This window comes from Streptomyces stelliscabiei (genome assembly GCF_014873495.1).
Classification (GTDB): Bacteria; Actinomycetota; Actinomycetes; order Streptomycetales; family Streptomycetaceae; genus Streptomyces; species Streptomyces bottropensis.
Genome location: NZ_JADBGF010000001.1, coordinates 6,300,786 through 6,324,225 on the forward strand (window position 1 = coordinate 6,300,786; position 23,440 = coordinate 6,324,225).

At 71.1% G+C, this 23,440-nt stretch carries 18 protein-coding genes and 1 riboswitch; of the genes, 11 read left to right on the plus strand and 7 right to left on the minus strand.

Going from position 1 to position 23,440, the window contains the following annotated elements:
* The first annotated feature begins 148 nt into the window (after positions 1 to 148).
* The 4 genes from H4687_RS27985 to H4687_RS28000 all read left to right on the plus strand — a co-directional run bounded on the left by H4687_RS27985 (position 149) and on the right by H4687_RS28000 (position 6,312).
* The gene (locus H4687_RS27985; protein ID WP_046917802.1) at positions 149 to 1,540 is read left to right on the plus strand and encodes a diacylglycerol/lipid kinase family protein; all 1,392 of its coding nucleotides are present in this window, start codon (positions 149 to 151) and stop codon (positions 1,538 to 1,540) included.
* Between the two features lie 213 nt (positions 1,541 to 1,753).
* Positions 1,754 to 3,409, plus strand: a complete 1,656-nt coding sequence (locus H4687_RS27990; protein ID WP_046917803.1) for a succinic semialdehyde dehydrogenase — start codon at positions 1,754 to 1,756, stop codon at positions 3,407 to 3,409.
* 30 nt (positions 3,410 to 3,439) lie between these two features.
* Positions 3,440 to 5,275: a GMC family oxidoreductase N-terminal domain-containing protein gene (locus H4687_RS27995; protein ID WP_404819290.1), complete on the plus strand. Its 1,836-nt coding sequence runs from the start codon at positions 3,440 to 3,442 to the stop codon at positions 5,273 to 5,275.
* A gap of 302 nt (positions 5,276 to 5,577) precedes the next feature.
* Positions 5,578 to 6,312: a hypothetical protein gene (locus H4687_RS28000; protein WP_225966847.1), complete on the plus strand. Its 735-nt coding sequence runs from the start codon at positions 5,578 to 5,580 to the stop codon at positions 6,310 to 6,312.
* A 539-nt stretch (positions 6,313 to 6,851) separates the two neighbouring features.
* Here H4687_RS28000 and H4687_RS28005 read toward each other — a convergent pair.
* A complete protein-coding gene (locus H4687_RS28005; RefSeq protein WP_046917806.1) occupies positions 6,852 to 7,172 on the minus strand; it encodes a chorismate mutase in 321 nt (106 codons plus the stop codon).
* A 323-nt stretch (positions 7,173 to 7,495) separates the two neighbouring features.
* Between H4687_RS28005 and guaA the strand changes: the two genes are divergently transcribed.
* On the plus strand, positions 7,496 to 9,076 hold the full coding sequence (guaA, locus tag H4687_RS28010) for a glutamine-hydrolyzing GMP synthase (protein ID WP_046915626.1): 1,581 nt from the start codon (positions 7,496 to 7,498) through the stop codon (positions 9,074 to 9,076).
* 17 nt (positions 9,077 to 9,093) lie between these two features.
* Here the strand turns inward: guaA and H4687_RS28015 are convergent, their stop codons facing one another.
* On the minus strand, positions 9,094 to 9,576 hold the full coding sequence (locus H4687_RS28015) for a pyridoxamine 5'-phosphate oxidase family protein (protein WP_046915627.1): 483 nt from the start codon (positions 9,574 to 9,576) through the stop codon (positions 9,094 to 9,096).
* Between the two features lie 266 nt (positions 9,577 to 9,842).
* Here H4687_RS28015 and H4687_RS28020 point away from each other — a divergent pair, with 266 nt between their 5' ends.
* Positions 9,843 to 10,637 (plus strand): class II aldolase/adducin family protein, encoded by a 795-nt coding sequence (locus tag H4687_RS28020; protein WP_046915628.1) that lies wholly within the window; start codon positions 9,843 to 9,845, stop codon positions 10,635 to 10,637.
* 46 nt (positions 10,638 to 10,683) lie between these two features.
* Here the strand turns inward: H4687_RS28020 and H4687_RS28025 are convergent, their stop codons facing one another.
* Positions 10,684 to 11,577 carry a DUF4429 domain-containing protein gene (locus tag H4687_RS28025; RefSeq protein ID WP_046915629.1) on the minus strand — a complete coding sequence of 298 codons (894 nt, stop codon included), beginning with the start codon at positions 11,575 to 11,577 and terminating at the stop codon, positions 10,684 to 10,686.
* Positions 11,578 to 11,690: 113 nt separating this feature from the next.
* Complete coding sequence (locus tag H4687_RS28030) at positions 11,691 to 11,993, minus strand: hypothetical protein (protein WP_159026155.1); 303 nt, start codon at positions 11,991 to 11,993, stop codon at positions 11,691 to 11,693.
* 111 nt (positions 11,994 to 12,104) lie between these two features.
* On the opposite strand from H4687_RS28030, the gene H4687_RS28035 reads away from it, so the two are divergent.
* Both H4687_RS28035 and H4687_RS28040 read left to right on the plus strand, forming a co-directional pair.
* Positions 12,105 to 13,355 (plus strand): hypothetical protein, encoded by a 1,251-nt coding sequence (locus H4687_RS28035; RefSeq protein WP_050399465.1) that lies wholly within the window; start codon positions 12,105 to 12,107, stop codon positions 13,353 to 13,355.
* Positions 13,356 to 13,875: 520 nt separating this feature from the next.
* The gene (locus H4687_RS28040; RefSeq protein WP_046913551.1) at positions 13,876 to 14,418 is read left to right on the plus strand and encodes a DoxX family protein; all 543 of its coding nucleotides are present in this window, start codon (positions 13,876 to 13,878) and stop codon (positions 14,416 to 14,418) included.
* A 1,017-nt stretch (positions 14,419 to 15,435) separates the two neighbouring features.
* Here the strand turns inward: H4687_RS28040 and H4687_RS28045 are convergent.
* On the minus strand, positions 15,436 to 17,013 hold the full coding sequence (locus H4687_RS28045; protein ID WP_046917655.1) for a PspC domain-containing protein: 1,578 nt from the start codon (positions 17,011 to 17,013) through the stop codon (positions 15,436 to 15,438).
* 166 nt (positions 17,014 to 17,179) lie between these two features.
* Here H4687_RS28045 and H4687_RS28050 point away from each other — a divergent pair, with 166 nt between their 5' ends.
* A complete protein-coding gene (locus tag H4687_RS28050) occupies positions 17,180 to 18,469 on the plus strand; it encodes an ATP-binding protein (RefSeq protein ID WP_046917654.1) in 1,290 nt (429 codons plus the stop codon).
* A complete protein-coding gene (locus H4687_RS28055; RefSeq protein WP_306459053.1) occupies positions 18,466 to 19,377 on the plus strand; it encodes a LuxR C-terminal-related transcriptional regulator in 912 nt (303 codons plus the stop codon). The genes H4687_RS28050 and H4687_RS28055 overlap by 4 nt, the downstream gene beginning before the upstream one ends.
* A gap of 370 nt (positions 19,378 to 19,747) precedes the next feature.
* Here H4687_RS28055 and H4687_RS28060 read toward each other — a convergent pair whose 3' ends face one another.
* A complete protein-coding gene (locus tag H4687_RS28060) occupies positions 19,748 to 20,821 on the minus strand; it encodes a C40 family peptidase (protein WP_046919050.1) in 1,074 nt (357 codons plus the stop codon).
* A gap of 700 nt (positions 20,822 to 21,521) precedes the next feature.
* Here H4687_RS28060 and H4687_RS28065 point away from each other — a divergent pair.
* The gene (locus H4687_RS28065) at positions 21,522 to 21,875 is read left to right on the plus strand and encodes a hypothetical protein (protein WP_046919048.1); all 354 of its coding nucleotides are present in this window, start codon (positions 21,522 to 21,524) and stop codon (positions 21,873 to 21,875) included.
* A gap of 26 nt (positions 21,876 to 21,901) precedes the next feature.
* Here the strand turns inward: H4687_RS28065 and H4687_RS28070 are convergent, their stop codons facing one another.
* On the minus strand, positions 21,902 to 23,191 hold the full coding sequence (locus H4687_RS28070) for a C40 family peptidase (RefSeq protein WP_046919047.1): 1,290 nt from the start codon (positions 23,189 to 23,191) through the stop codon (positions 21,902 to 21,904).
* A gap of 9 nt (positions 23,192 to 23,200) precedes the next feature.
* Positions 23,201 to 23,374, minus strand: a riboswitch (cyclic di-AMP (ydaO/yuaA leader).
* Positions 23,375 to 23,440: the final 66 nt, after the last annotated feature.

The following is a 23,440-nucleotide window of genomic DNA, read 5'->3' on the forward strand; positions in this document are numbered from 1 at the left end:
GGGTTTTCGCTGCGACGGTGTGGTCCTCCGTGTGCGCGCGGGACGGCCGAGGACGACGCGGCCGGTGTCCAGGAGGCATCGCTTTGTCCGGCCCCTTGCCCCTAACATGCCGTGTCAAGTGCATGATCGGCGCGAGGGGCGAGCGAGCGTGGGCATCGAACACCTGGACGTGCGGGCTCACGCGAGACAGCGCTGGGCGGCCAGGGCCGCACTCGGCTGCGCCGCGCTCGCCGTACTGCTGCCGCTCGGCTACGCGCGCGGGGCGAGCCTGCTGCTCGCCGCGGGCGTCGTGCTGGGTGCCGGACTCACCGTGGCCGCGCTGTGGTGGGTGCTGATCCACCGCGGGGCCGTCCGGGTCGCGGCGGGCTTGCTGGCCGTGGCCGCGCCGGTCGGCGTCATCTGGTGGTTCGCCGTCGTCAACCTGCTGTGGGTGGTGATCGTCTCCGCCGGGCTGTGGGCCGTGGCCGTCTGGTCCGGCAAGTTCGCCCTCAGCAGCACCAAGTCCCACCAGGTGCATGTGCCCGAGCACCGCACCCCCGCCCCCACCCGGCCCTTCCTCATCATGAACCCCAGGTCGGGGGGCGGGAAGGTCGAGCGTTTCCGGCTGAAGGAGCGCGCCGAGCGGCTCGGCGCCACGGTCCATCTGCTCGACCCCGCGCACCACGAGGACGTCGCCGTACTGGCCCGGGACGCCGTCAGGAACGGCGCCGACCTCCTCGGTGTCGCGGGCGGCGACGGCACCCAGGCCCAGGTCGCCGCCATCGCGGCCGCGTACGACGTCCCCCTCCTCGTCATCTCCGCCGGCACCCGCAACCACTTCGCCATGGACCTCGGCCTCGACCGCGACAACCCCGCCGCCTGCCTCGACGCGCTCACCGACAAGGGTGTCGAACTCCACGTCGACCTCGGCTACGCCAGCGGACACCCGTTCGTCAACAACGCCTCCTTCGGCGCGTACGCCGCCGTCGTGCAGAGCCCCGCCTACCGCGACGACAAGGTCCGCACCACCCTGGAACTGCTGCCCGAACTGCTCACGCACCAACGGGGTCCGCGGCTCACCGCCCGGATCGGGGACGCCGTCATCGACGCGCCGCAGGCCGTCCTCGTCAGCAACAACGTCTATCGCAGCGACGACCTCGTGGGCCTCGGCCGCCGCGAGCGGCTGGACGCCGGCGTGCTGGGCGTCGTCGGAGTGCGCGTCGACAGCGCCGCCGAGGCCGCCGGGATGGTCCTCGGCCCGAACGCCCCCGGGCTCAGCCTCCTCGTCGCGGACGAGATCGTCGTCGAGGCCGACCGGGCCGAAATCGAGGTCGGTGTCGACGGCGAGGCCCTCCTGCTGCCCACCCCCGTCCACTGCCGGGTCTCGCCCAAGGCCCTGCGCGTCCGTGTGCCCCGCGACCGGCCCGGCGTCCCCGAGCCCAAGCCGCCCCTGGACTGGCGCCGGCTGCGCAAGCTCGCGGCCGCGGTCGGCCGCACGGCCCTGCCCAAGCACCGCGAACGGTACGGCTGGGCGCAGCAGTTGTGGGACCGCTGGCGTTAGGCGTCCGGCGTGGCGGACGGGCACACCGTCACCCGGGGGCGACCCCCGGTTTCGCACAAGGTGATCCACGCCGCATCCGCCTCCGTACGGCACCGCCCGCCGCGCTGATCAGCGACTTCGTTGCCAGCGATCACTGGCGTGATGGGTGGGCCCGGTGAAACCCTGTTACCGCCGGGTACCCAAAGTCGTCCGGTCCGGAATACCCTGCGCGTCATGACGGACTCGCAGGCCCCCGAAAAGACCGGCACGACCATCACGGGAACGACCGGCACGGCACGGACGACCGGCACCAACCCCCTCGCGGCAGCCCCGCAGGGCGCCCGTACCGCCGCCGACGTGGTCACCCCCGAACTGGTCGCCCAGCTCACCAAGGGCGTGGTCGGCTCCGGCCGGACCGCCAACCACACGCCCTTCACCGGTGAGAAGCTGGCCGACCTGCCGGAGTCCACCCCCGAGGACGTGGCGACGGCCTACGAGCGGGCCCGCGCCGCCCAGGCCGTCTGGGCCCAGCGACCGGTGCGCGAGCGCGCCGCCGTCCTGCTCCGCTTCCACGACCTGGTGCTGGAGCGCCAGGGCGAGGTGCTCGACCTCATCCAGCTGGAGACCGGCAAGGCCCGTCTGCACGCCCACGAGGAGGTCCAGGCCGTCGCGGTCGCCGCCCGGCACTACGGCCGCAAGGCCCCGTTCTATCTGAAGCCGAAGCGGCACACCGGCGCCGTACCGACCCTCACCAAGGTCACCGAGCTGCGCCACCCGCGCGGTGTGATCGGCCAGATCGCCCCCTGGAACTACCCGCTCGAACTGTCGGTCGGCGACGCGATCCCCGCCTTCGTCGCGGGCAACGCGGTCGTCATGAAGCCCGACACGGAGACCTGCCTGACCGCCCTGTGGGCCCGCGACCTGCTCATCGAGGCCGGACTGCCCGCCGACGTCTTCCAGGTCGTCCTCGGCGAGGGCCCCGTCATCGGCCCCGAGGTCGTGCGGCACGCCGACTACGTGTCCTTCACCGGCTCCACCCGCACCGGCCGCGAGGTCGCCCAGGGCGCGGCCGCCCGCCTCGTCGGCGTCTCCCTCGAACTCGGCGGCAAGAACGCGATGCTGGTCCTGGCCGACGCCGACATAGAGAAGGCCGCGGCGGGAGCCGTCCGCGCCTGTTTCTCCTCCGCCGGCCAACTCTGCATCTCCATCGAGCGGTTGTACGTCCACGAGTCCGTCGCGGACGCCTTCCTGGAGCGCTTCGCCGCCCGCACCAAGGCCATGAGGCTGGGCAAGTCCCTCGCCTACGGCGCCGAGATGGGCTCCCTCGTCGGCGCACGCCAGCTGGAGACCGTCACCCGCCACGTCGACGAGGCCGTGGAGAAGGGCGCGAAGGTCGTCGCGGGCGGCGTCGCCCGCCCCGACATCGGCCCCTACTTCTACGAACCCACGATCCTCGACGGCGTCACCGAACCCATGTCCGTGTGCACGGAGGAGACCTTCGGCCCGGTCGTCTCCGTCTACCGCTTCACGGACGAGGACGAGGCCGTCGCGGAGGCCAACTCCACCGCGTACGGCCTCAACGCCTCCGTCTGGACCAAGGACGGCCGCCGCGGCCGCGAGGTCGCCTCCCGCGTGCGCGCCGGCACGGTCAACGTCAACGAGGGCTACGCCTCCGCCTACGGCAGCGTCCAGTCCCCGATGGGCGGCATGAAGGACTCCGGCCTCGGCCGCCGCCACGGCTCCGAGGGCATCCTCAAGTACACGGAGGCCCAGACCGTCGCCCAGCAGCGCCTGCTGCCCATGGCCCCGTCCCTGGGCATGGACGACGAGAAGTACGCCCAGTTCATGAGCCGCAGCCTGAAGGCGATGAAGGCGCTGCGCCTGAGGTGAGCGCCCCGTGAGAGGGGCGCGGGGAAGCGCGTGAGCAACCACATACGGCCCGCAGCTGAGGACCGTTCTCGACGAGGAGAACAAGTGTCGTACGACTATGACGTCATCGTGGTCGGATCGGGCTTCGGCGGTTCGGTCACCGCCCTGCGCCTGACCGAGAAGGGCTACAAGGTCGGCGTCGTGGAAGCGGGCCGTCGCTTCACCCGCGCAACCCTCCCCAAGAACTCCTGGGACCTCAAGAACTACCTCTGGGCCCCCGCCCTCGGCATGTACGGCCTCCAGCGCATCCATCTGCTGGGCAACGTCATGGTGCTGGCCGGGGCCGGCGTGGGCGGCGGCTCCCTCAACTACGCCAACACCCTCTACGAACCGCCGAAGCCGTTCTTCGAGGACCCGCAGTGGAAGGACATCACGGACTGGCAGGAGGAGCTGAAGCCGTACTACGACCAGGCCCGGCGCATGCTCGGCGTGCGGCTCAACCCGACGATGACCCCCTCCGACGTGCACCTGAAGGCCGCCGCCGAGCGAATGGGCGTCGGCGACACCTTCCACCTCGCCCCGGTCGGTGTCTTCTTCGGCGACGGCGAGGACGCCGACGGCACCGAGAAGGCCGCCCCCGGCGAGCAGGTGGCGGACCCCTACTTCGGCGGCGCGGGTCCGGCCCGCAAGGCCTGCACCGAGTGCGGCGAGTGCATGACCGGCTGCCGCCACGGCGCCAAGAACACCCTCAACGAGAACTACCTCCACCTCGCCGAGAAGGCGGGCGCGGTCGTCCACCCGATGACCACGGTCGTCGCCGTCACCGAGGACTCCCAGGGCGGCTACGCCGTCACGACCCTGCCGACCGACGCGCGCCGCAAGGGTGACTCCCGCGTGCTCAAGGCCCGCCGCGTCGTCCTCGCCGCCGGCACCTACGGCACCCAGACCCTGCTGCACCGGATGAAGGCGGGCGGCCAACTGCCGCACATCTCCGACTGGTTGGGCATGCTGACCCGCACCAACTCGGAGGCCCTGGTCGGCGCCCAGACCGACCGGCGCCGCTACCGCAAGGCCCACGGCGCGCCCGAGGTCGACTTCACCCGGGGCGTGGCGATCACCTCCTCGATCCACCCCGACGAGAACACCCACATCGAGCCGGTCCGCTACGGCAAGGGCTCCAACGCGATGGGCGGCCTGTCGATCCTCCAGGTCCCCTACGCGGGCGGCACCGCGTCGGACGCCTCCCGGGTGCTCGGCTGGCTGGTGAACGCGGTCAAACACCCCTTGCTGGTGGCCCGCTCACTGTCCAACCGCCGCTGGTCGGAGCGGACCATCATCGGCCTGGTGATGCAGTCCCTGGACAACTCCCTGTCGACGCATCTGAAGCCGAAGGGGCTCGGCAAGGGACTGTTGACGGCACGTCAGGGTCATGGCGCGCCCAACCCCAAGCAGATCGAGGCCGCTTCGACGGCCGCCGCCACCCTCGCCGCCGAGATCAACGGCTTCGCCGGCAGCAACGTGGGCGAGCTGATGGGAACCCCGCTCACCGCGCACTTCCTCGGCGGCTGCCCCATCGGTGCCACGGCGGCCGACGGGGTCATCGACCCGTACCACCGCCTCTACGGCCACCCCGGCATCTCCGTCGTCGACGGCGCCGCCGTCTCCGCGAACCTGGGGGTGAACCCCTCGCTGACCATCACCGCCCAGGCCGAGCGCGCGATGTCGTACTGGCCGAACAAGGGCGAGGCCGACCACCGGCCGGCCCCGGGAGCGGCCTACGAGCGCCTCGTTCCCGTGGAGCCCCTGCGCCCGGCGGTCCCGGCGGACGCCTTCGGCGCGCTGCGGCTGCCGCTGTTGCCGGTACCGGCCGTTCCGCCGAAGAAGTAGATCCGGCCGGGGCGTCCGCGGCTGCGATGACGGTGCGGGCGAGGACAGCGGAGAAGGACCCGCACCCCCCTCCGAGCGCGGGTCCTTCTCTCGTGTGCCAGGTGTGACCGGTGAGTCGCGTGAAGGGTTGCCCCCGCGTTGACAGTTTTCTTGTGTGACCTGAGTCACACTCCGGTGAGGCTGAAGTGATACCCGAAACCGCTTGTGGCGCCAGGTCGCACCCATGATCTGATGTGGCCTGTGAGGCCTCTGTGAGGCATGCGAGAAAAGCCGTAAGGGTGGGGGACATGAAGGTGGGGGACATGAGGTCGAAGGTGTCGCGGGCGGTGGTGGCCGTCTCGGTCGCGGCCGCGCTGGGGCTCACCGCGGCGTGCGGCGGTGGCGGCGACGAGAGCAAGGACGCGGAGGCGAAGCCGTCGGCCGCCGGGGACGCGAAGGGCGGGCAGGACGGGCAGGACGGGGCCGGGAAGGCCGCGCTGACCGAGGCCCAGCTGAAGGAGGCGGCCCTCGCGAAGGGGGACGTGAAGGGCTACAAGATCGCCGACATGCCCGCGGAGGACATGCCCGCCGTACCCGTTCCCGCGAACCCGGCCGCCTGCCAGCCGCTCGCGAACATGTTCAACTTCACCTCGGACCCGCAGCCGAAGGCCCGCGCCGGACGCACCGTCACCTCCGAGGACAAGCTCTCCGCGAGCGTCATCTCCCTCGCCCTCGCCGCACACGAGGAGAGCGACGCCGAGAAGGTCATGGCCGATCTGCGCAAGGCGACGGAGACCTGCGACGGGTACGAGCACGTCGGCAACAAGTACACCGACGTCGAGGCCCGCACCGCCCCGAAGCAGGGCGACGAGGCCGTCGCGTACAAGCTGAAGGCCGACATCGAGGGTGCCAAGATCCCGATGTCCTTCACGGTGGTGCGCAGCGGTTCGACGCTCATCGGGTTCTACTCGATGAACATGCTCGACGCGGACAAGGCCGAGGTGCCGGACGCGATCATCGACGCACAGGTCGCGAAGCTGGAGAAGGCCGCCGGCTGAGCGGACCACGGCGTGGCGAAGGGCCCCGCGGGACGGAAGTCGCGGGGCCCTTCTGCGTCAGCACCGGCGTCAGGGTGGTGCCGGTGCCCCGAAGCGGCGCCGGGGGGTCGCGCCGCGTGTCGGGATGGTGATTGAGGGGGCTGCGCCCGGCGCACCGGGGGCGTGCGCCGGGTGTCGACCAGGGGCGGTCGACGGTGTCCTGTTCCGCGGTGTCCTGTTCCGTGTCGTGAGGCGGGGAAACGGCCTCCGCAACCGTTCCGGCCACCCTCGGACAGGTTTCCGCCGGTCGGCCCCGGGCGTCCCCGGAGCCGGCCGTTCTCTCGTGTGACCGGGCTGCTGTCCCCTGCCGTCCGGTCACCACCCTGGAGCGAGGTCCCACGGCGCATGGCACGATCCGTACGCCTCATCGCTCCAGCGGAGCCACGCGTGGTTCTTTCGGGCCCGGACCTGGCTGGCACGGACACCGACACCAACGAAGCGCGGCGGACGACGGTCACGCGCCGTACGGGTGAGAGGGCAGGCGTACGTACGTGCGCCGGTCAGATGCGACCCCGGCACAGCTCCAGCAGCGTCATGGCGAGCGCGGTGCCGGGCTTGCCGAGGGCGTCCCTGTAGTGACCCAGGACCTCCATCTCGCGGGAGAGGTTCACCCGGCGGCCGCCGGACTCGATCCGGGCCTGCTGGATCACGGTGGAGACCGCCACCCGTTCCTGGATCAGGCCGATGATCCGGTCGTCCAGCGCGTCGATGCGCTCACGGGCGCCGGTGATCACGCCGGCGGCCTCGGAGGTACGGGCGCCGGTGACGTCGGTGGCGTAGGTGGCGGCGGCGGTCGTGGCGGTGATGGCGGTGGTGGTCATGGGGAGGCTCCTGGTCGGAAGAGGCTCCCGGGACGGCAGGACCGGGAAAACGCCAGGCGCCCCGGACCTTGTCGGTCCGGGGCGCCTGGGAAAGTCGCTCGTCAGTGGCTCAAGCAACACGACCATGGCAGCCGGCGGACCGGGTGCCATAGGTAAAGAGGAAGGTCGGGTGCGTGAGCATGGGCGTCAGTATGCCACGGCCCGTCCCGGCCCGGTTCCGCGCCGGGGATCCGGGGTGGGGCCCACCGTGGGCCCGCTCCGCCGGGGCGCACCCCGGTAGACTCGACCCCACAGACCCCCGCCCCACCGCCGGAAGGCACCCCGTGTCATCAGCGAACCCCGCTGCCGCCGTCCCCGACACCGTCCTGGTGGTCGACTTCGGCGCCCAGTACGCCCAGCTCATCGCCCGACGGGTCCGCGAGGCCCGGGTCTACAGCGAGATCGTGCCGAGCACCATGCCGGTCGCGGAGATGCTCGCCAAGAACCCGGCGGCGATCATCCTCTCCGGCGGCCCCTCCTCGGTCTACGCCGAGGGCGCCCCCCGCCTCGACCGCGCGCTCTTCGAGGCCGGCGTCCCCGTCTTCGGCATGTGCTACGGCTTCCAGCTGATGGCCACCACCCTCGGCGGCACCGTCGACAACACGGGGGCGCGTGAGTACGGCCGTACGCCCCTGCATGTCGCCAAGTCCGGCAGCACCCTCTTCGAGGGCACCCCCGACGAGCAGTCGGTCTGGATGTCCCACGGCGACGCCTGCTCCGCCGCCCCCGAGGGCTTCACCGTCACCGCCTCCACCGACGTCGTCCCGGTCGCCGCCTTCGAGAACGACGAGAAGAAGCTGTACGGCGTCCAGTACCACCCGGAGGTCATGCACTCCACGCACGGCCAGCAGGTCCTGGAGCACTTCCTCTACCGGGGAGCGGGCATCACCCCGAGCTGGACCACCGGCAACGTGATCGAGGAGCAGGTCGAGGCCATCCGCGAGCTGGTCGGCGACAAGCGCGCGATCTGCGGCCTGTCCGGCGGTGTGGACTCCGCGGTCGCCGCGGCCCTCGTCCAGAAGGCCATCGGCTCCCAGCTGACCTGCGTCTACGTCGACCACGGTCTGATGCGCAAGAACGAGACCGAGCAGGTCGAGAAGGACTTCGTCGCCGCGACCGGCGTCCAGCTGAAGGTCGTCGACGCGGAGGAGCGGTTCCTCAAGGCGCTCGCCGGGGTCTCCGACCCCGAGCAGAAGCGGAAGATCATCGGCCGCGAGTTCATCCGCGTCTTCGAGCAGGCGCAGGCGGAGATCATCGCCGACGAGGGCCCCGAGGTCGCCTTCCTCGTCCAGGGCACGCTCTACCCGGACGTCGTCGAGTCCGGCGGCGGCACCGGCACGGCCAACATCAAGTCCCACCACAACGTGGGCGGTCTGCCGGAAGACCTCGAATTCAAGCTGATCGAGCCGCTCCGCCAGCTCTTCAAGGACGAGGTCCGGATGGTCGGCCAGGAGCTGGGGCTCCCGGAGGAGATCGTCCAGCGCCAGCCGTTCCCGGGCCCCGGCCTCGGCATCCGGATCGTCGGCGAGGTCACCAAGGAGCGGCTCGACCTGCTCCGCGACGCCGACGCCATCGCCCGCGAGGAGCTGACGGCCGCCGGCCTCGACCGAGACATCTGGCAGTGCCCGGTGGTACTGCTGGCGGACGTCCGGTCCGTCGGCGTCCAGGGCGACGGCCGCACCTACGGCCACCCCATCGTCCTGCGCCCGGTCTCCTCCGAGGACGCCATGACGGCCGACTGGTCCCGGCTGCCGTACGAGGTCCTCGCGAAGATCTCGACCCGGATCACCAACGAGGTCGCGGACGTCAACCGGGTCGTCCTCGACGTGACGAGCAAGCCCCCGGGCACCATCGAGTGGGAGTGAGCCCCTTTTGACCGGGCTCAGGTCCGCTTGAGGGTCCGCACCGGCTCTCCGGGCTTCCAGACCTGGACGACCAGGTACGTGTCGTCCTCGATGGAGGTCCGCACGACCTCCGTCAGCTCGGTGCGGAAGAGGTGGAACGGCTCCGGCGGTTCCACCTCTTCGCCGTACGCCGCCTTGACCGCGGGATCCTCGACCTCGACCGCCCGCCCGCTCACCCGCACGTCACCGCCGCCCATCTCCGTGCCCGGGCCCGGATTGGCCTGCAGCGAGAAACGGGGGTCGCGCCGCAGATCGAGCGCCTTGAGCGAGTCGGGCATCATCCCCAGCCACAGCTCCCCGTTCACGAACCGGACCTCCAGCCCGGTCGTCCGCGGGGAGCCGTCCCGGCGGAGGGTGGCGAGGACGTGATGGGTGAAGGCGCCGAAGCGCGCCTCGACGGTCTGTGCGAGTTCGGGTTCGGCGGCGACGAACGCGCCCCAGTTCGAAAGATTCTCCGGCATACGTCGAGTCTCGCGCGGATACCCGACAACCACTGTCCGGTTACCCCGAGCGACGTACCGAGCGATGTACGAGCGACGCACGAGTGACGTACAAGCGACGCACGAGCGACGTACGACGGCGGTTCGACCCGAGCGAGCGGTGTGCGGTGTGGCGCGCTTCCGTGACTTGCGTAACGGTTGCGCACTCTCTTCACGGGACGGGCCTGTTCTGCCAGGGGCACCGACGGTAACTTCCGATTCGTAAAGGAAGTCACCCTGGAGGACACATGCACGGGCCCACACCGCCCCTGCCCCTACCCACCGACCAGCTCCGGTTCGCGATGCCGCCGATGCACGAGTCGGCGGAGGACGAGCGGCGACACCGCAAGGAACGCCTGGCCGGGGCCCTGCGGATCTTCGGGCGCATGGGGTTCGAGGAAGGCGTCTCGGGGCACATCACCGCGCGCGACCCCGAGTTCAGCGACTGTTTCTGGGTCAACCCGTTCGGGATGCCGTTCAAGCACGTCACGGTGAGTGACCTGGTCCTCGCCAACCAGGACGGGCAGGTGATCGAGGGCCGCTACCACGTGAACCAGGCCGCCTTCACCGTTCACGCCCAGGTGCACGCCGCCCGCCCCGACGTCGTCGCGGTCGCGCACTGTCACTCCGTGCACGGCCGCGCGCTGGCCGCGCTCGGCGACCTGCTCGACCCGATCACCCAGGAGTCCTGCGCGTTCTACGAGGACCAGGCGCTCTACGACCACTACACGGGCGTCGCCGTGGACGCGGAGGAGGGCCGCCGCATCGCCGAGGTGCTCGGCAGCCGCAAGGCCCTCGTGCTGCGCAACCACGGTCTGCTGACGGTCGGCGACTCGGTCGACGCGGCGGCGTGGTGGTTCCTGTCGATGGAACGCTCGGCCCAGGTGCAGCTCACCGCGAAGGCGGCGGGTCGGCCCCTGCTGATCGAACACCGGCTGGCCGCGGCGACGCGGGAGCAGGCGGGCGGCGATCTGGTGGCATGGATCAACTATCAGCCGCTGTGGCAGGACATCAGCAGGAGCGAGCCGGATCTGCTGAGCTGACGGGGGCCGGCCCGGGGCCCCCGATCTCCGGGCCCGTCCGGGCGGCTCAGAAGTCGCGCAGTACGACCGCCTTCGTGGTGGCGAACTCCTCGTCCGTCAGGACACCCTGGCGGTGGAGTTCGCCCAGCTCACGGAGGCGACGCAGGAGGACGTCGTGGTGGTCAGGGGTGGGTGGTGGCTCGACGGCGGACTGCGTGGGCCGGGAGGCGTCCGGGCGGTCGGCGGCGCCGCGGGTGGACGGATGGGGAAGCCGTGCCGTGACCGCCGTGGCGACGAGTGCCGTGAGGAGGTCGCGCCGGGTGCTGCCCCACAGATCGAGGGCGTACGGGTCCCGCTCCGGCGGCAGCTTGGAGAAGACGGTCTCACGCGTCACGAACCGCAGGAACCCGTCCTCGTAACCGGAGTTGGGCAGCCACTCGACCTGCACCAGCTCACCGACGTCGATGATCCGCGGGCCGGTCGCCCGCTTCACCCGGTCGGAGGTGTCGTTCCAGTCGATCCGCACCTGCGTACCGTCGAACGACACCGTGCCGTCGCTGGACCGCACGGACACCGGCACGGGCGGGCCGGGCAGCAGGTAGACCGTGGCGGGCTCCTTCGGTGTCTGCTCCAGCAGCATGGACCGCCGTATCTCCTCGGCCACGTACTCGGCGATCCCCGAACGGTCGAGATCCACCGTCAGCCGGTACGGATCGGCCCCGTCCGGCAGCCGCCCCCCGGTGGCCTGCAGCAGCGGATCACTGCCCTCCCGAAGCCGCAACCGGAGCCGTCCGCGCTTGCGTTCGGGCTCGTAGACGACACCGGACACCGCCTCCAGCGGCACCGCGATCTCCCCGTACGTCTGCCGGAACAGCGCCACGGAACGGTGCAGGCTCGGCGTGATCCGAACCGTGCTGCCGTCGAAGGCCCAGGCCCCGTCCCGCTGGATGATCTCGGCCATGGGGAGATTCTCCCAGCCGGGTCAACACGGGCACCGGAACTTCACCCCGCCCCTCCCTTGCGCGAAGTGGACCTGCCGGACGCGGTCCGTGTTCCGTACGGCACAATTCGCTGTCATCGCAGGGCATTTGTACGGCCGCACGGCTGTGGGAGCGAGCGGACGTACATGCGAGGCCCGGCGACGGCTGTGAAGTCGTCCACGAGGTCCACGAGGTCCACGACGTTCACGACGTTCACGACGTTCACGACGTCCGCGCTCACGACGTCTTGCTCGGCGCCGTTCATGAAGGCGCCGAGGGCGGCACTGTTACGGCGTCGTTGAAGGCGGCGGCAACGGTACTGAGTTGGCGAACGGTGGACGACAACAACGGTACTGATGGCAGTCATGATGACGGTGGCCATGGTGATGGTGGCCATGACGAAGATGGCAATGACAACGGCGGCGAATGCCGAGAGACGCGGTCGCGCAGGCGGACGCGGTGCGGGAAGGCGGGCACGGGCGTGGCGGTGCAGGAGGCGAGAGGGGGCATGGGCGCGGCCCATGAGGGTGGGTGCACGTGCGGGGACTGCCCGCACGGGGCGCGCGCGGGTCATCGGCGCGCGGTCGCCGAGTTCCTGCTGAAGCGGGAGGAGTTCGCGTCCGGGCAAGGGTTGCCGGCGGCCGTCGCGCACTCCGTGTCCGCCTCCCGCCAATGGGTCTCGGACGAACTCACCCAGTCCGCGGCCCTCGTCGCCGAGCGAGGCCGCGTCGAGGGCGAGGCCTGGCTCGGTCGCCTGTGGCTGCGCACGGCGATCGTCGTCTGGGCCGCGGTCGTGACCCTCCTCCTCGTCCAGTCCCTCACCGCGATCGGCGCGGGCTGGACGGTCGCCCGCACTGCCGGACTGCTCGCCGCCCTGCTCGTGGGTGCGGCACTGACGGGCGCCGGATATCTGCACCGGGCACGCGGCGGGGCCCTCGCCCCCGTCATCGGCGAGGACAACCGTCTCTCCACCTCCCGCGCGATCGCGGCCGCCTGGGTGCTCTTCGTCGTCTTCGCGATCCTCGTCCTCGTCGGCCGCCTGGCCGCCGCCTCCGACCACCGGGAACGTGACGCCCTCATCGCCGGCCTCGACCTCACCCGGGGCGCGGGCATCGTGACCGTCCTGGCCGTGGTCTGCGGTATCGCGGTCCTGGTCCGCCGCGTCGTCGGCCTGCGGATCCTCTCCCAACGCCTCCAGAAGGTCCGCGCCCACCGCCCCCGCGCCGCCGACCTCCTCACCGACGACTCCGGCCGAGGCAGTTTCACGGACATCCAGTACGTGATCATCTGCACCGTCGCCCTCACCTTCGCGGCGGTGCGCCTGGCCCGCCGCCCCGACCAACTCCCGGACCTCCCCTGGGGCCTGGCCCTCCTCGTCCTGGTCTCCGCCGCCACCTACGTCGCGGGCAAATACGCCGAGGGCGGCCGTCCCGTCGTCCTGTCCGTCGTCCGCGCCCGCGAGGCCGGCGACCTCGACGCCCCCATCCGCAACGGCGACGACATCGAGATCCGCGGCGCCGGCTTCGTCCCACCCGGCGCGCAGACCGCCGACCACCTCTCCCGCATGGTCGTCCGCATCGGAGCCGTCCATGTCCACGTCCCCCTCGTCCCCGTCGCCGGCGGCTTCAGCAACCCCACGGACGCCGTCCTCACCGCCCCCGTCCCCGCCGACGTCGAACCCGGCAAGGTCGACGTCCAGGTCGTCACAGCCGCCGGCGTAGAGACCAACCGCTACACGATCGAGGTCTCAGCGGACTGAGCGACCGACAGGAGGAAGGGGGAGGGGACGACGGGACGGGCGCCGGCAGCCGAGTGCTGGGCAGCCCGGGTGTCGGGTGCCGGGTGCCGGGTGTCGGGTCTCGTTTCTCCGGTGACCTCAGCTTCGGCCGCGTGACGTGGGCCGACCTGGGCCGGTGGGGTGGGGACTCGGCGGTTGGGGCCGGTCGACGACCTGTGGCGGGGTCCTTCAGGCCTACCCTGTCGATCATCGCTGGGGGGCTGCGTTCGGCGGGGGCGGTATCGCAAGCGGGGTCGATGGGGCGGGGCCGGGACCGGGCTCCGGTAGGTGAGCGTGGGTGAGGGGGCGCAAGGGCCGCAGCACCTTGGGTGGGATGGGATGGAGGTAAGGGCGGAGGAACGGTCCCACGAGGCCGCACCCCGACCCCGACAAGCCGCCCCGACCCGGAAAAACACGCCCGAACCATTGAGCACCCCCACCCCTCCGAACGTATCGTCTGTTGAGGGGTCAACGGCACGGCGGACAAGAGGCGGCGCAGACCATGACTCACGGCATTCGCACGGACTCCCACACCCCCTACCTCGACGGTGGCCCCCACTGGCGGGACACAGCCTCCCGCTACGCCCTGCTGCCCCTGCGCATCTTCCTCGCCATCACCTTCATCTACGCCGGCCTGGACAAACTCACCGACAGTGCGTTCATGTCAGCCTCCGGCTCCGGCTCCATCGGCGACATGATGAGCGCCACCAGGGACTCCTCCGCCATCCCAGCGATGATCGACATGGCCCTCAAGAACCCCGTCGGCTTCGGATACGCCATCGCCATCGGTGAACTCGCCGTCGGCATCGGCGCCCTCCTCGGCCTCTTCACCCGTCTCGCCGCCTTCGGCGGGGCCCTGATCTCCCTCAGCCTCTGGCTGACAGTGAGCTGGTCGGCATCCCCGTACTACTACGGCAACGACCTCCCCTACCTCATGGCCTGGATCCCCTTGATCCTCGCCGGCGCCCCGGTCCTCTCCGTGGACGCGGTCATTCGCTCCCGCCGCCATGCCGGCAGCAGGCACCGCGCTGGCGCCTACCACTGACCCCACGGCACCACCCCGCCCACGGCTCACCGAAACCACCCAGCAGAGCTTGCGCCAGCACGGCATCACCCACGGCCCTCAGGTCATTGCTGCTCGCTCTCACCACCCGGCACCGCGCGCGGCCACGGCACCTGCCTCCAACGCCCCAGTGACCCCAGCTGGGCCCGCCTGCGCCAGGCATGGGTGGGGCCTCTCTGCGAGCCGTATCAGGCTCTTGATCGCCCCGCCACCAGTCTGCGGCCCTCGACCCATGACCGCCCCACAGCCTGTCCCGCCTGCACTGCGGTCCTGGTCGCCTGGCAGCAGAGCGCCATCTCCAACCCTGGGCTGGCCGGTGGCGCCCTCCAACCAGACACGTTTCCTCCCCGGGCCGGTGGTGCCCCCAGCCAGACACGTCAAGCCCCAGCTGCCCACAAACCTCCGCGCGCCGCGCCCATCACGCCGCCCACCTGCCCTCCTCTCAGGCTCTCCGAGTTGGCCCTTCGCTGCGCCGACCCTGTCGTACCGACCGCCCCGTCGCCCCCGTCCCGCGCCCCCTGCCCGACTGTCGCCCGCCCCTCTGACCGTCTCTTCTCGCAGGCCGCCATGCCTCGTAACTCCGACTATCCGTGCGTGCCCGGCGGCCCTTGCGCACTCTCGTGCACGCCGGCAGCGGCAGTTTTCCCGTCCCATCCCCGGCCGCCCAGGAAGACTCACCCCACAGAACCGCTCGGTCCTGTGACTCCCTCCGAGTCGGCCGTACCCCCGGGCCCAGTCGCCCCCGCACTCATCGCCGCTCCGGACGGCCCCGCCGCACTCCCATACCCCGTCGGCCCTGTCGGCCCCGTCCCTCCTGATGTCCCGCGTCCGCGTATCGCGTGGTTCAAGAGACCCACCGCCCCTGCCAGACACAGCCCCCCGATCACGAGGGGTATTACGGCGAACCAGGGGGCTTCCCAGGCGTTTCTCGCGTCGCCGACATACACGACGCCGGCAGCGGTGAGGAAGAGGCCGGCTATGAGCTTCCCCGGGCGGAACTCATGACGCAGCACGGGCCACCTCCGCCTGTCCCAGACCCACTTCGAGGTCGATGGTGAGCGTGCCACCGCTGTCGGAACCCTTTTCGGGGGACAGCGTCAGTCGATCGCTCCTGTCCGGTGCCACGTCCACGTCCTCCTTGTCGTCACCTGGCAACTGGATGTCACCGAGGCCTACTTCGACGTCGAGACGCACGGTGACGTCCTGCGGGACCACCACCCTCGCGTTGCCCGCGCCCACCTCCACGCTCGTCGTCAGCGTCTCTCCTTTCGGTATGTCCACTCCGGACAGGTCCAGCGTGCCCACGCCGGTTCCCAGCTCATAGCGGGGCGCCACGCTCTTCACGTTTCGCGGTGTCCACTCCGTACGGACCCAGTCGGTGCTGATGTTCGCCGGGAGCGCCGCCGTGCATGCCAGGAGTCCTCCGGTGACCAGGGACAGGAAGATCGACCCCGCTCCCGTGCGGCCGAGGAAGGCGCTCAGGGCTATGCCCAGGCCGAACACGGTCAGCGCGCAGGCCAGGCCGGTCTGCAGGCTGGTGGCGAGAGCCTGGTTCTCCCAGGTCGCTCCGGTGCCGAGTCCGCCGGCGAGCAGAGCGAGCAGGAATATCCAGCCTCCTGTCCAGCGCGGACCGCGCGGCTTCGGCGGGCGCGCGGCGCGTACGTCGTGGCGGGACGGCATGTATCCCCCGGCGATGTTGACCGCTGCCGCCACGTCCCGGTCGCGGGTCGTCCAAGGCCCCCACAGATAGCCCGTGCCGCCCACATGCTTTCCGTCCTTGATGATCGGGTCGCGCCACCAGGAGGGGTAGGCGGACGCCACGGGCGGCGCCTGGGCCTCGGGCGGGGCGTCGGCGACGGCCTGCGCGGCGAGCGGATCGGGGTCAGGGGCTCCGCGCTGTTGCGACCAGTAACCCGCGCCGGCCAGGAGCAAGGAGACGACCACGGAGAAGGTCAGGACGGTCGTGTTGCTCAGCATGGTGAGGAAGACACCGCAGCCGACCAGTGCGAAGAGCACGCCCGCGAGGGCCTGGCCGTCGACCCTGCCGGTCAGCAGCTTCCGTACCTCGTTCTCCTCCTCATCGTCATACGGTATGAACAGCCAGGCGAAGCCGTAGAAGATGAGGCCGAAGCCGCCGGTCGCGGCGAGCACCGCGAGCACCACCCGGAAGATCACCGGATCCATGTCGCACTGACGCCCGAGCCCGGCGCAGACACCGCCCAGCATCTTGTACTGGCGGTTGCGGCGGAACTTGTGCGGAGCGGCGGGCCTGTCCGCCGGATCGTCGAGGCCGGGGCGCCCCGCCGAGCCAGGAGCGGACGGGTCTTCCGCTCCGGGGGAGGAGCGGCCGGCAGCTCCGTGAGGGCCGGCGGAGGCCGCCTGATCCGCAGGCGCACCCGCGGTTGTCCGCGCACCCGTGCGCGCCTGTCGGCCCGTGTCCGCGCTCCCGTGTGCGCGCGGCTCCTCTGCGCCCGTGCCCGACGAGGGCACGGCGTCCTGCGGCTCGTTCATGGGCCGCCGGGCGTCCGGACCCGAGCCGGGGCCCGGCTCCGCTGCCGCGTGCTGGTGATCCGTCATGCGTCCATCGTGACCGCCTAGCCGGTCCGATGGCAGTCGGGACGACCCTGGTCGAACCCTGATATCCGTTCGGGGATGTGTGCGATCACGCCTGGGCCGAAGATCAGGGACGTCTCGGGGACCGACCCTGATGCCTGGATCCGCCGTGCGTGTGAATATCGATGGCATGCCGGAAGCCGCAGCACTGCCAGTCGACACTCCGCGGCCCCCGCGCAAGCTCTACCGCAGCAGCGACGGACGCTGGCTCGGAGGCGTGGCGCGAGGGCTCGCCGGACATCTTGGGCTGCCCGTGACCTGGGTGCGGCTCGTGTTCGCCGGCCTCTTTCTCGCGGACGGCCTCGGTGCCCTGGTCTACGCGGCGTTCTGGTTCTTCGTCCCGCTCGGTGTGGGAGGCGTCGACAACCAGCGGCCGCCGGCCATCGCCACCGAGACCTCGCCCGACGGCCGCCGCAGACTCGTGGCCCGCAAACCCGACCGCGGGCAGATAGTCGCCCTCCTCCTCATGGTCGTCGTGGCCATGGTCTTCGTCGGCAATGTGGACCTCGGCGAGGCCGCCCGGGCGTATCTCTGGCCGACCGTGCTCGTCGCGGCCGGTGTCGCCCTGGTCTGGCGTCAGGCGGACAACGCGCGGCGCGCCCGCTGGGCCGAGGTCGGCCGGCGGCGGCGCACGATCACGCTGCTCCGCTCCGTGGCCGGTGTCCTGCTGGTCACCGCGGGCGTGTCCGGGATATTCGTCCTGCAGGGCTCGGCCGCCCACCTGGGCTCGGTGCTGCAGGCCGCACTCGCGGTCCTCGTGGGCATAACGCTGCTGGCCGGGCCGTACCTCGTCCGTATGACCCAGGACCTCTCCGAGGAGCGCCTGATGCGTATCCGTGCCCAGGAGCGCGCGGAGGTAGCGGCCCACGTCCACGACTCGGTGCTCCACACGCTGACGCTGATACAGCGCAATGCGGACAGCCCGAACGAGGTCCGCCGCCTCGCCCGAGCCCAGGAGCGCGACCTGCGGAACTGGCTGTACAAACCCGAGGGCACAGGAAAGGACGAGGACGACGAGCCGGACACCCTCGCCGAGGCCGTGCGGCGGAACGCCGCGGAGGTCGAGGACAAGCACGGCGTCCCCATAGAGGTGGTCGTCGTGGGGGACTGCCCCCTCGACGAAGGACTGACCGCGCAGATGCAGGCCGCGCGCGAGGCGATGGTGAACGCCGCCAAGTACGGTGGCGAGGGCGGCGCCGTACAGGTTTTCGCCGAGGTCGAGGGAAGGACGGTTTTCGTGTCCGTCCGCGACCGAGGTCCGGGCTTCGATCTCGACTCGATACCCGCCGACCGCATGGGCGTCAGAGAATCGATCATCGGCCGCATGGAGCGCAACGGAGGAACGGCACGGCTCCGCGCCGTACCGGACGGCGGCACGGAGGTCGAGTTGGAGATGGAGAGGGCGGAGACGACGTCATGAGTGACGCGAACGGGGCGAACGACACTGACGCACAGAGCGGTTCGGGCACTGACCCGGACGGGGGCCAGAGAGGTGCGACCGCGAGAGGCACGGATGCGGCTGAGGGCGTGGCCGGCCGCCCCGATACTCCCGCCACGACCACCACGGACGGTGATGCCGGTGTGACCGCCGCACCGGGGAAGTCCGCCACGGCCGGGCAGTCCGCTGCGACCGAAGGCGGGGCCGGAGCGGGTGTCTCCGCGGTCGGGCGGCACGTCCGGGTCGTGCTGGTGGACGATCACCGGATGTTCCGTACGGGAGTGCGGGCCGAGATCGGACAGACGGACCGTACGGGTGTGGAGGTCGTCGGGGAGGCACCCGACGTCGACCAGGCGGTCTCGGTGATCACGAGCACGCGGCCCGAGGTGGTGCTCCTCGATGTGCATCTGCCCGGCGGGGGAGGCGTCGAAGTGCTGCGCCGTTGTTCTGCGTTGATGGCAGACGCCGAACAGCCCGTCCGGTTCCTCGCGCTGTCCGTGTCGGACGCGGCGGAGGATGTGATCGGTGTGATCCGGGGTGGTGCGCGCGGCTATGTCACCAAGACGATCACCGGCTCCGATCTCGTCAACTCCATCTTCCGGGTGCAGGAGGGGGACGCCGTCTTCTCCCCGCGCCTGGCCGGCTTCGTCCTGGACGCCTTCGCCTCCACCGACGCCCCGCCTGTCGACGAGGACCTCGACCGACTCACCCAGCGCGAGCGCGAGGTGCTGCGTCTCATCGCCCGCGGATATGCGTACAAGGAGATCGCCAAGCAGCTCTACATCTCGGTGAAGACGGTGGAGTCCCATGTGTCCGCCGTACTGCGGAAGCTGCAGCTCTCCAACCGGCACGAGCTGACGAGGTGGGCGACGGCACGACGCTTGGTGTGAGGGGTGGGCGCCGGCACCGGCTCGGCACCAGCGCTGGCACCGGTCCTGGCCCTGGCACTGGTCCTGGTCCTGGCACTGGTCCTGGCACCGGTCCTGGCACTGGTCCTGGTCCTGGTCCTGGCACTGATGGTGCGGGCGCCAGGTCGGTCGGGCGGTGCGCCTTCGGTGGTCGACCTCCCCTTGCCCCGCTGCCCCGCTGCCCCGAGCCCCCGGCCAGCCGGAAGCTGGCCCGTGCTGCCGGACCGCCCGTGCCACCGGACATCCAGGCCTCGGCGTCCGGCAGCCGCTCGACGCCGCCCATCAGCGCGAGGCAGCAGCCCCGCGCTGTCCGCTCCGTACCGCTCCGTTTCGCCCGGCCGGAGGTGTCCGCTCAGGCCACCCTTGTTGCCCCCGCGTACGGCATCTCGTCGAGCGGAGCCACGCGTACCGGGGCGGAGGGGTTCGGGGCATGGATCATCTGGCCGTTGCCGATGTAGATGCCCACGTGGCTGATGCCGGAGTAGTAGAAGACCAGGTCGCCGGGGAGGAGTTCGGAACGGGAGACGCGGCGGCCGGCGTTGATCTGGGAGTAGGTGGTGCGGGGGAGGGAGACTCCCGCGGCGCGGTAGGCCGCCAGGGTGAGACCGGAGCAGTCGAAGGCGTTGGGGCCGGTGGCGCCCCAGACGTACGGACTGCCGAGCTTGGAGAAGGCGTAGGAGACGGCCGCTGCGGCGCGGGAGTCGGGGGCGTCGGCGGTGGCGGGGGAGACCGGGCCGGTGAGGTCGCGCCGGGGCGAGGCGGAGGAGCGGGAGACGTGCCCCGTGCTGCCGCCCGCGGTGTCGAACCGTGCCCGGTCCTCGCTAGTGAGCCGGCCGAGCAGCTGCCGTGCGTCGGACAGCTTCGAGGTGACCGTCTTCTTGTGCCGCTTCAGCTCCGTCTGTCGGGTCTTGAGCGTGCCCAGTTCGACCCGGGCGGCCCCGCGCAGCCGTTCGATCTCCAGCAACTGCTTCCGCACGCTCGCCACATCCGCCGACTGCCGGCTGCCGACCCGCTCGGCGAGGGCGGCGCCGTCCAGGTACTGGTCAGGGTCGGCGGAGAGCGCGAGTTGCCAGGAAGGGTCGATGCCCCCGCGCCGGTACTGCGCCGCCGCCAGCGAACCCAGCTCGTCCCGTGCGGAGTTGAGCCGTTCGGTGCGGCGGGCGGCCTGGTCGCGCAGCTCTTCGAGGTTCTCCTGCGCTGTGTCGGCCTTCTCCTTCGCGCCGTTGTACTTCTCGGTGGCGACCTCGGCCTCTTGGAACAGCTTGTTCACTTTCGCCCTGACCTGGTCAGGCGTGAGTTGGGGGTCGGCGTGCCCGGTGCCGTCGAAGCCGGTCGCGGTCGCCGCGCCCGCGAGGGCGAAGGTCGCGGCCGTGCGGACCGTGTGGCCGCCGAGTGAGCGCTGTCTGGGCTTGCGGTGCGCTGCCACGTGGAGTCCATGTCCTCTCCGTACGACCGCCGTCCGCGGTACGGACATCGTCCGACCGTACGGACCGCCTGGGGGGAGCGGTGACGCGTCCGGCGGCGGCCCGCACAGGGGGAGCGGGACGCCGCCGGACCTTCTCGGCGGTGGTGTCCGACTGCCGCCCCTGGCCGGGCGGCGGTGGGGAGCCGGGCACCTGAGGGAGGACGCTAAACCTGGGCGTGAGGGCACGGTAACGCGTTGTACGGAAGTGGCGTGCACCGACCGTGAGGTGACCGTATGTGACCGTGATCTCGTCCTGGCGTCACCGACTTCACGCTGCGCGATGACCGATACGGTCATTTCGGATCTGTCGGGAGTGCGGCGATGCTATGCGGCGCATATATGCAAGATCGTCAGGACCCCGCCGGAGGCCATCGTGCCGGCGCCATCGTTTCGGATGTCTTCGTGCCGGAAGCCTCCGTGCCGGCGAACTCCGTGCCGGCGAACTCCGTGCCGGCGAACTCCGTGCCGGCGAACCTCGTGCCGGAGATCTTCGGGAGGCCGTGGCGCCCCCGGAGGCCGCGTGCGGCCACCGTTCCCCATGAGATGGAGCGGCCCCGCGTCCGGCCCGCCGCAGGCCCCGCCCGGCCCGCCGCAGGCCCCGCCCGGCCTGGCGCAGGCCCCCGCGCCCGGCCTGGCGCAGGCCCCTCATTAGGCTCCGCGCATGGACGTACTCATCCACATCCTCGTCGCCCTCCACATCATCGGCATCGCCTCCCTCCTGGGTGGTTTCCTGACCCAGATGAAGGCCATGGGTCAGGGCGCCGCCCGCTTCGTCCCCGCGATGCTCCACGGCGCCCTCACCATGCTCGTCACCGGTGTTCTCCTCGTCGGCCTCAACCAGGCGGACGGCCAGCCCGTCGACAACATCAAGATCGGCGTCAAACTCGCACTGCTGATCGTGATCCTGGGGCTGGTCTATGTGAAACGGGACGAAGAGACGGTGGAGAAGCCGCTGTTCGGCCTGGTGGGCGCGCTGACCATCGCGAACATCTTCATCGCGGTGCTCTGGACCTGACGGCGCGCCCCCGGCCGACCGTGCGGCTACGCCGGCCGCACCACGCTGTGCACCGACGACTCGCCGTCGTGGAAGACCGTCTCCTCGCGCACGTAGGTGCCCGGCTTCGGGGCGTGGATCATCATGCCGTTGCCTATGTAGAGGCCGACGTGGCCGATGTTGTCGTAGAAGAAGACGAGGTCGCCGGGCCTGGCGTCGGCGAGGGGAATCGTGGTGCCGGCGCTGAGCTGGTCGAAGGTGGTGCGGGGGAGGTCGACGCCGGCGGCCTTCCAGGCGGCCTGGGTGAGCCCGGAGCAGTCGTAGGAGCCGGGGCCGGTGGCGCCCCAGACGTACGGCTTGCCGATCTGTGCGCGGGCGAAGGCGATGGCCTTGTCGGCCTTCGTGGCGTAGGTGAAGTCCTCGGCCGGGACGGTGGTCCCGGAGGTGGCGCCGGTGGACGTCTCCGTGCCGGCAAACGTGTCCTCCCAGGTGCCCTGCGACCCCTGGCCTTCCTGAAATCCCTGGCCTTCCTGGAATGCCCGGCCTTCCTGCGATCCCTGGCCTGGCTGTGATCCCTGACCCTCCTGGGCAGGCGGAGCTTCCCGCGTCTCCACGGTCGTCGCCCGTGCCGTCTGTTGCCGCGCCAGTTCCTCCGCCTTGCGGTCGGCCTCCTCCCGCTCGCGCTGTTCGATCGCGGCGAGCCGGGCCCTCTCCTCGGCGGTGAGGGCGGCGAGCAACTCGCGGGCCTGGGCGAGCTTCGCCTGCACCTTGGCCTTGCCGGCCTTGAGCCTGTTCTGCGACGCGGTGAGCTGTTCGAGGCCGTCGCTCGCCTCCTGGCGCTGATCCGCCGCCTCGGCCTGCTCGGTGACGTACGTGCCGACGGCCTCCTGCGGGCGGTCTGCCGGCCGGTCCGTCAACTGGTTCCGGTCGACGTAGCCCTGCGGGTCGTCCGCCGGCAGCGGCGAGGTCTGGTCGGGGGCCGCCGCGCCCGTGCGGTACTGGGCCGCGGCGAGGGAACCGCGTTCCTCCCGGGCCTCGTTGAGCTTCTCCGTGCGTTTGACGACGCCGTCGAAAAGGGTGTCGACCTGCTTCTTCTGCCTGCCCGTCTTCTCCTTGGCCGCGTTGTAGCCCTCGGTCGCCGAACCGGCCTGGCGGTAGAGAGCGTCGACCTTCTTCTCGACTTCCTCCAGGCTCGGCTTGTCGTCGGTCGAGGGCGCGGCCGTGGCGGTGCCCGACTGGGAGAGCAGGGCCACCGAGGTGAGGGCGGCGGTGGCGAGAGCGGGGGTGCGTATGCCCGCGCGCGTTCCGGCCGGACGCGGCTTGCGGTGCGGCGCCATGGTGCGGCGTCTCCTTCCGTTGTCCGCCTACCGAGTTAGCTGTCGGGTTCGGGCGCAAGCTTCGGAAGGTTTGCCCTACGGCCCTCGCCGCGCGCGGCGGTCGGGTCGATTCACCCCGGAGAACGGTGGGTCCCCGGCTCCGGGCGCCTCGGGGAGGCGTACCGGACTCGGCGGAGGTCGTGCGGCCCGGCGACGTTCGCCGGTTGGGTCGTACGGCCCTAAAGAAAAAGTTAGCCAACTCGTGTGGCC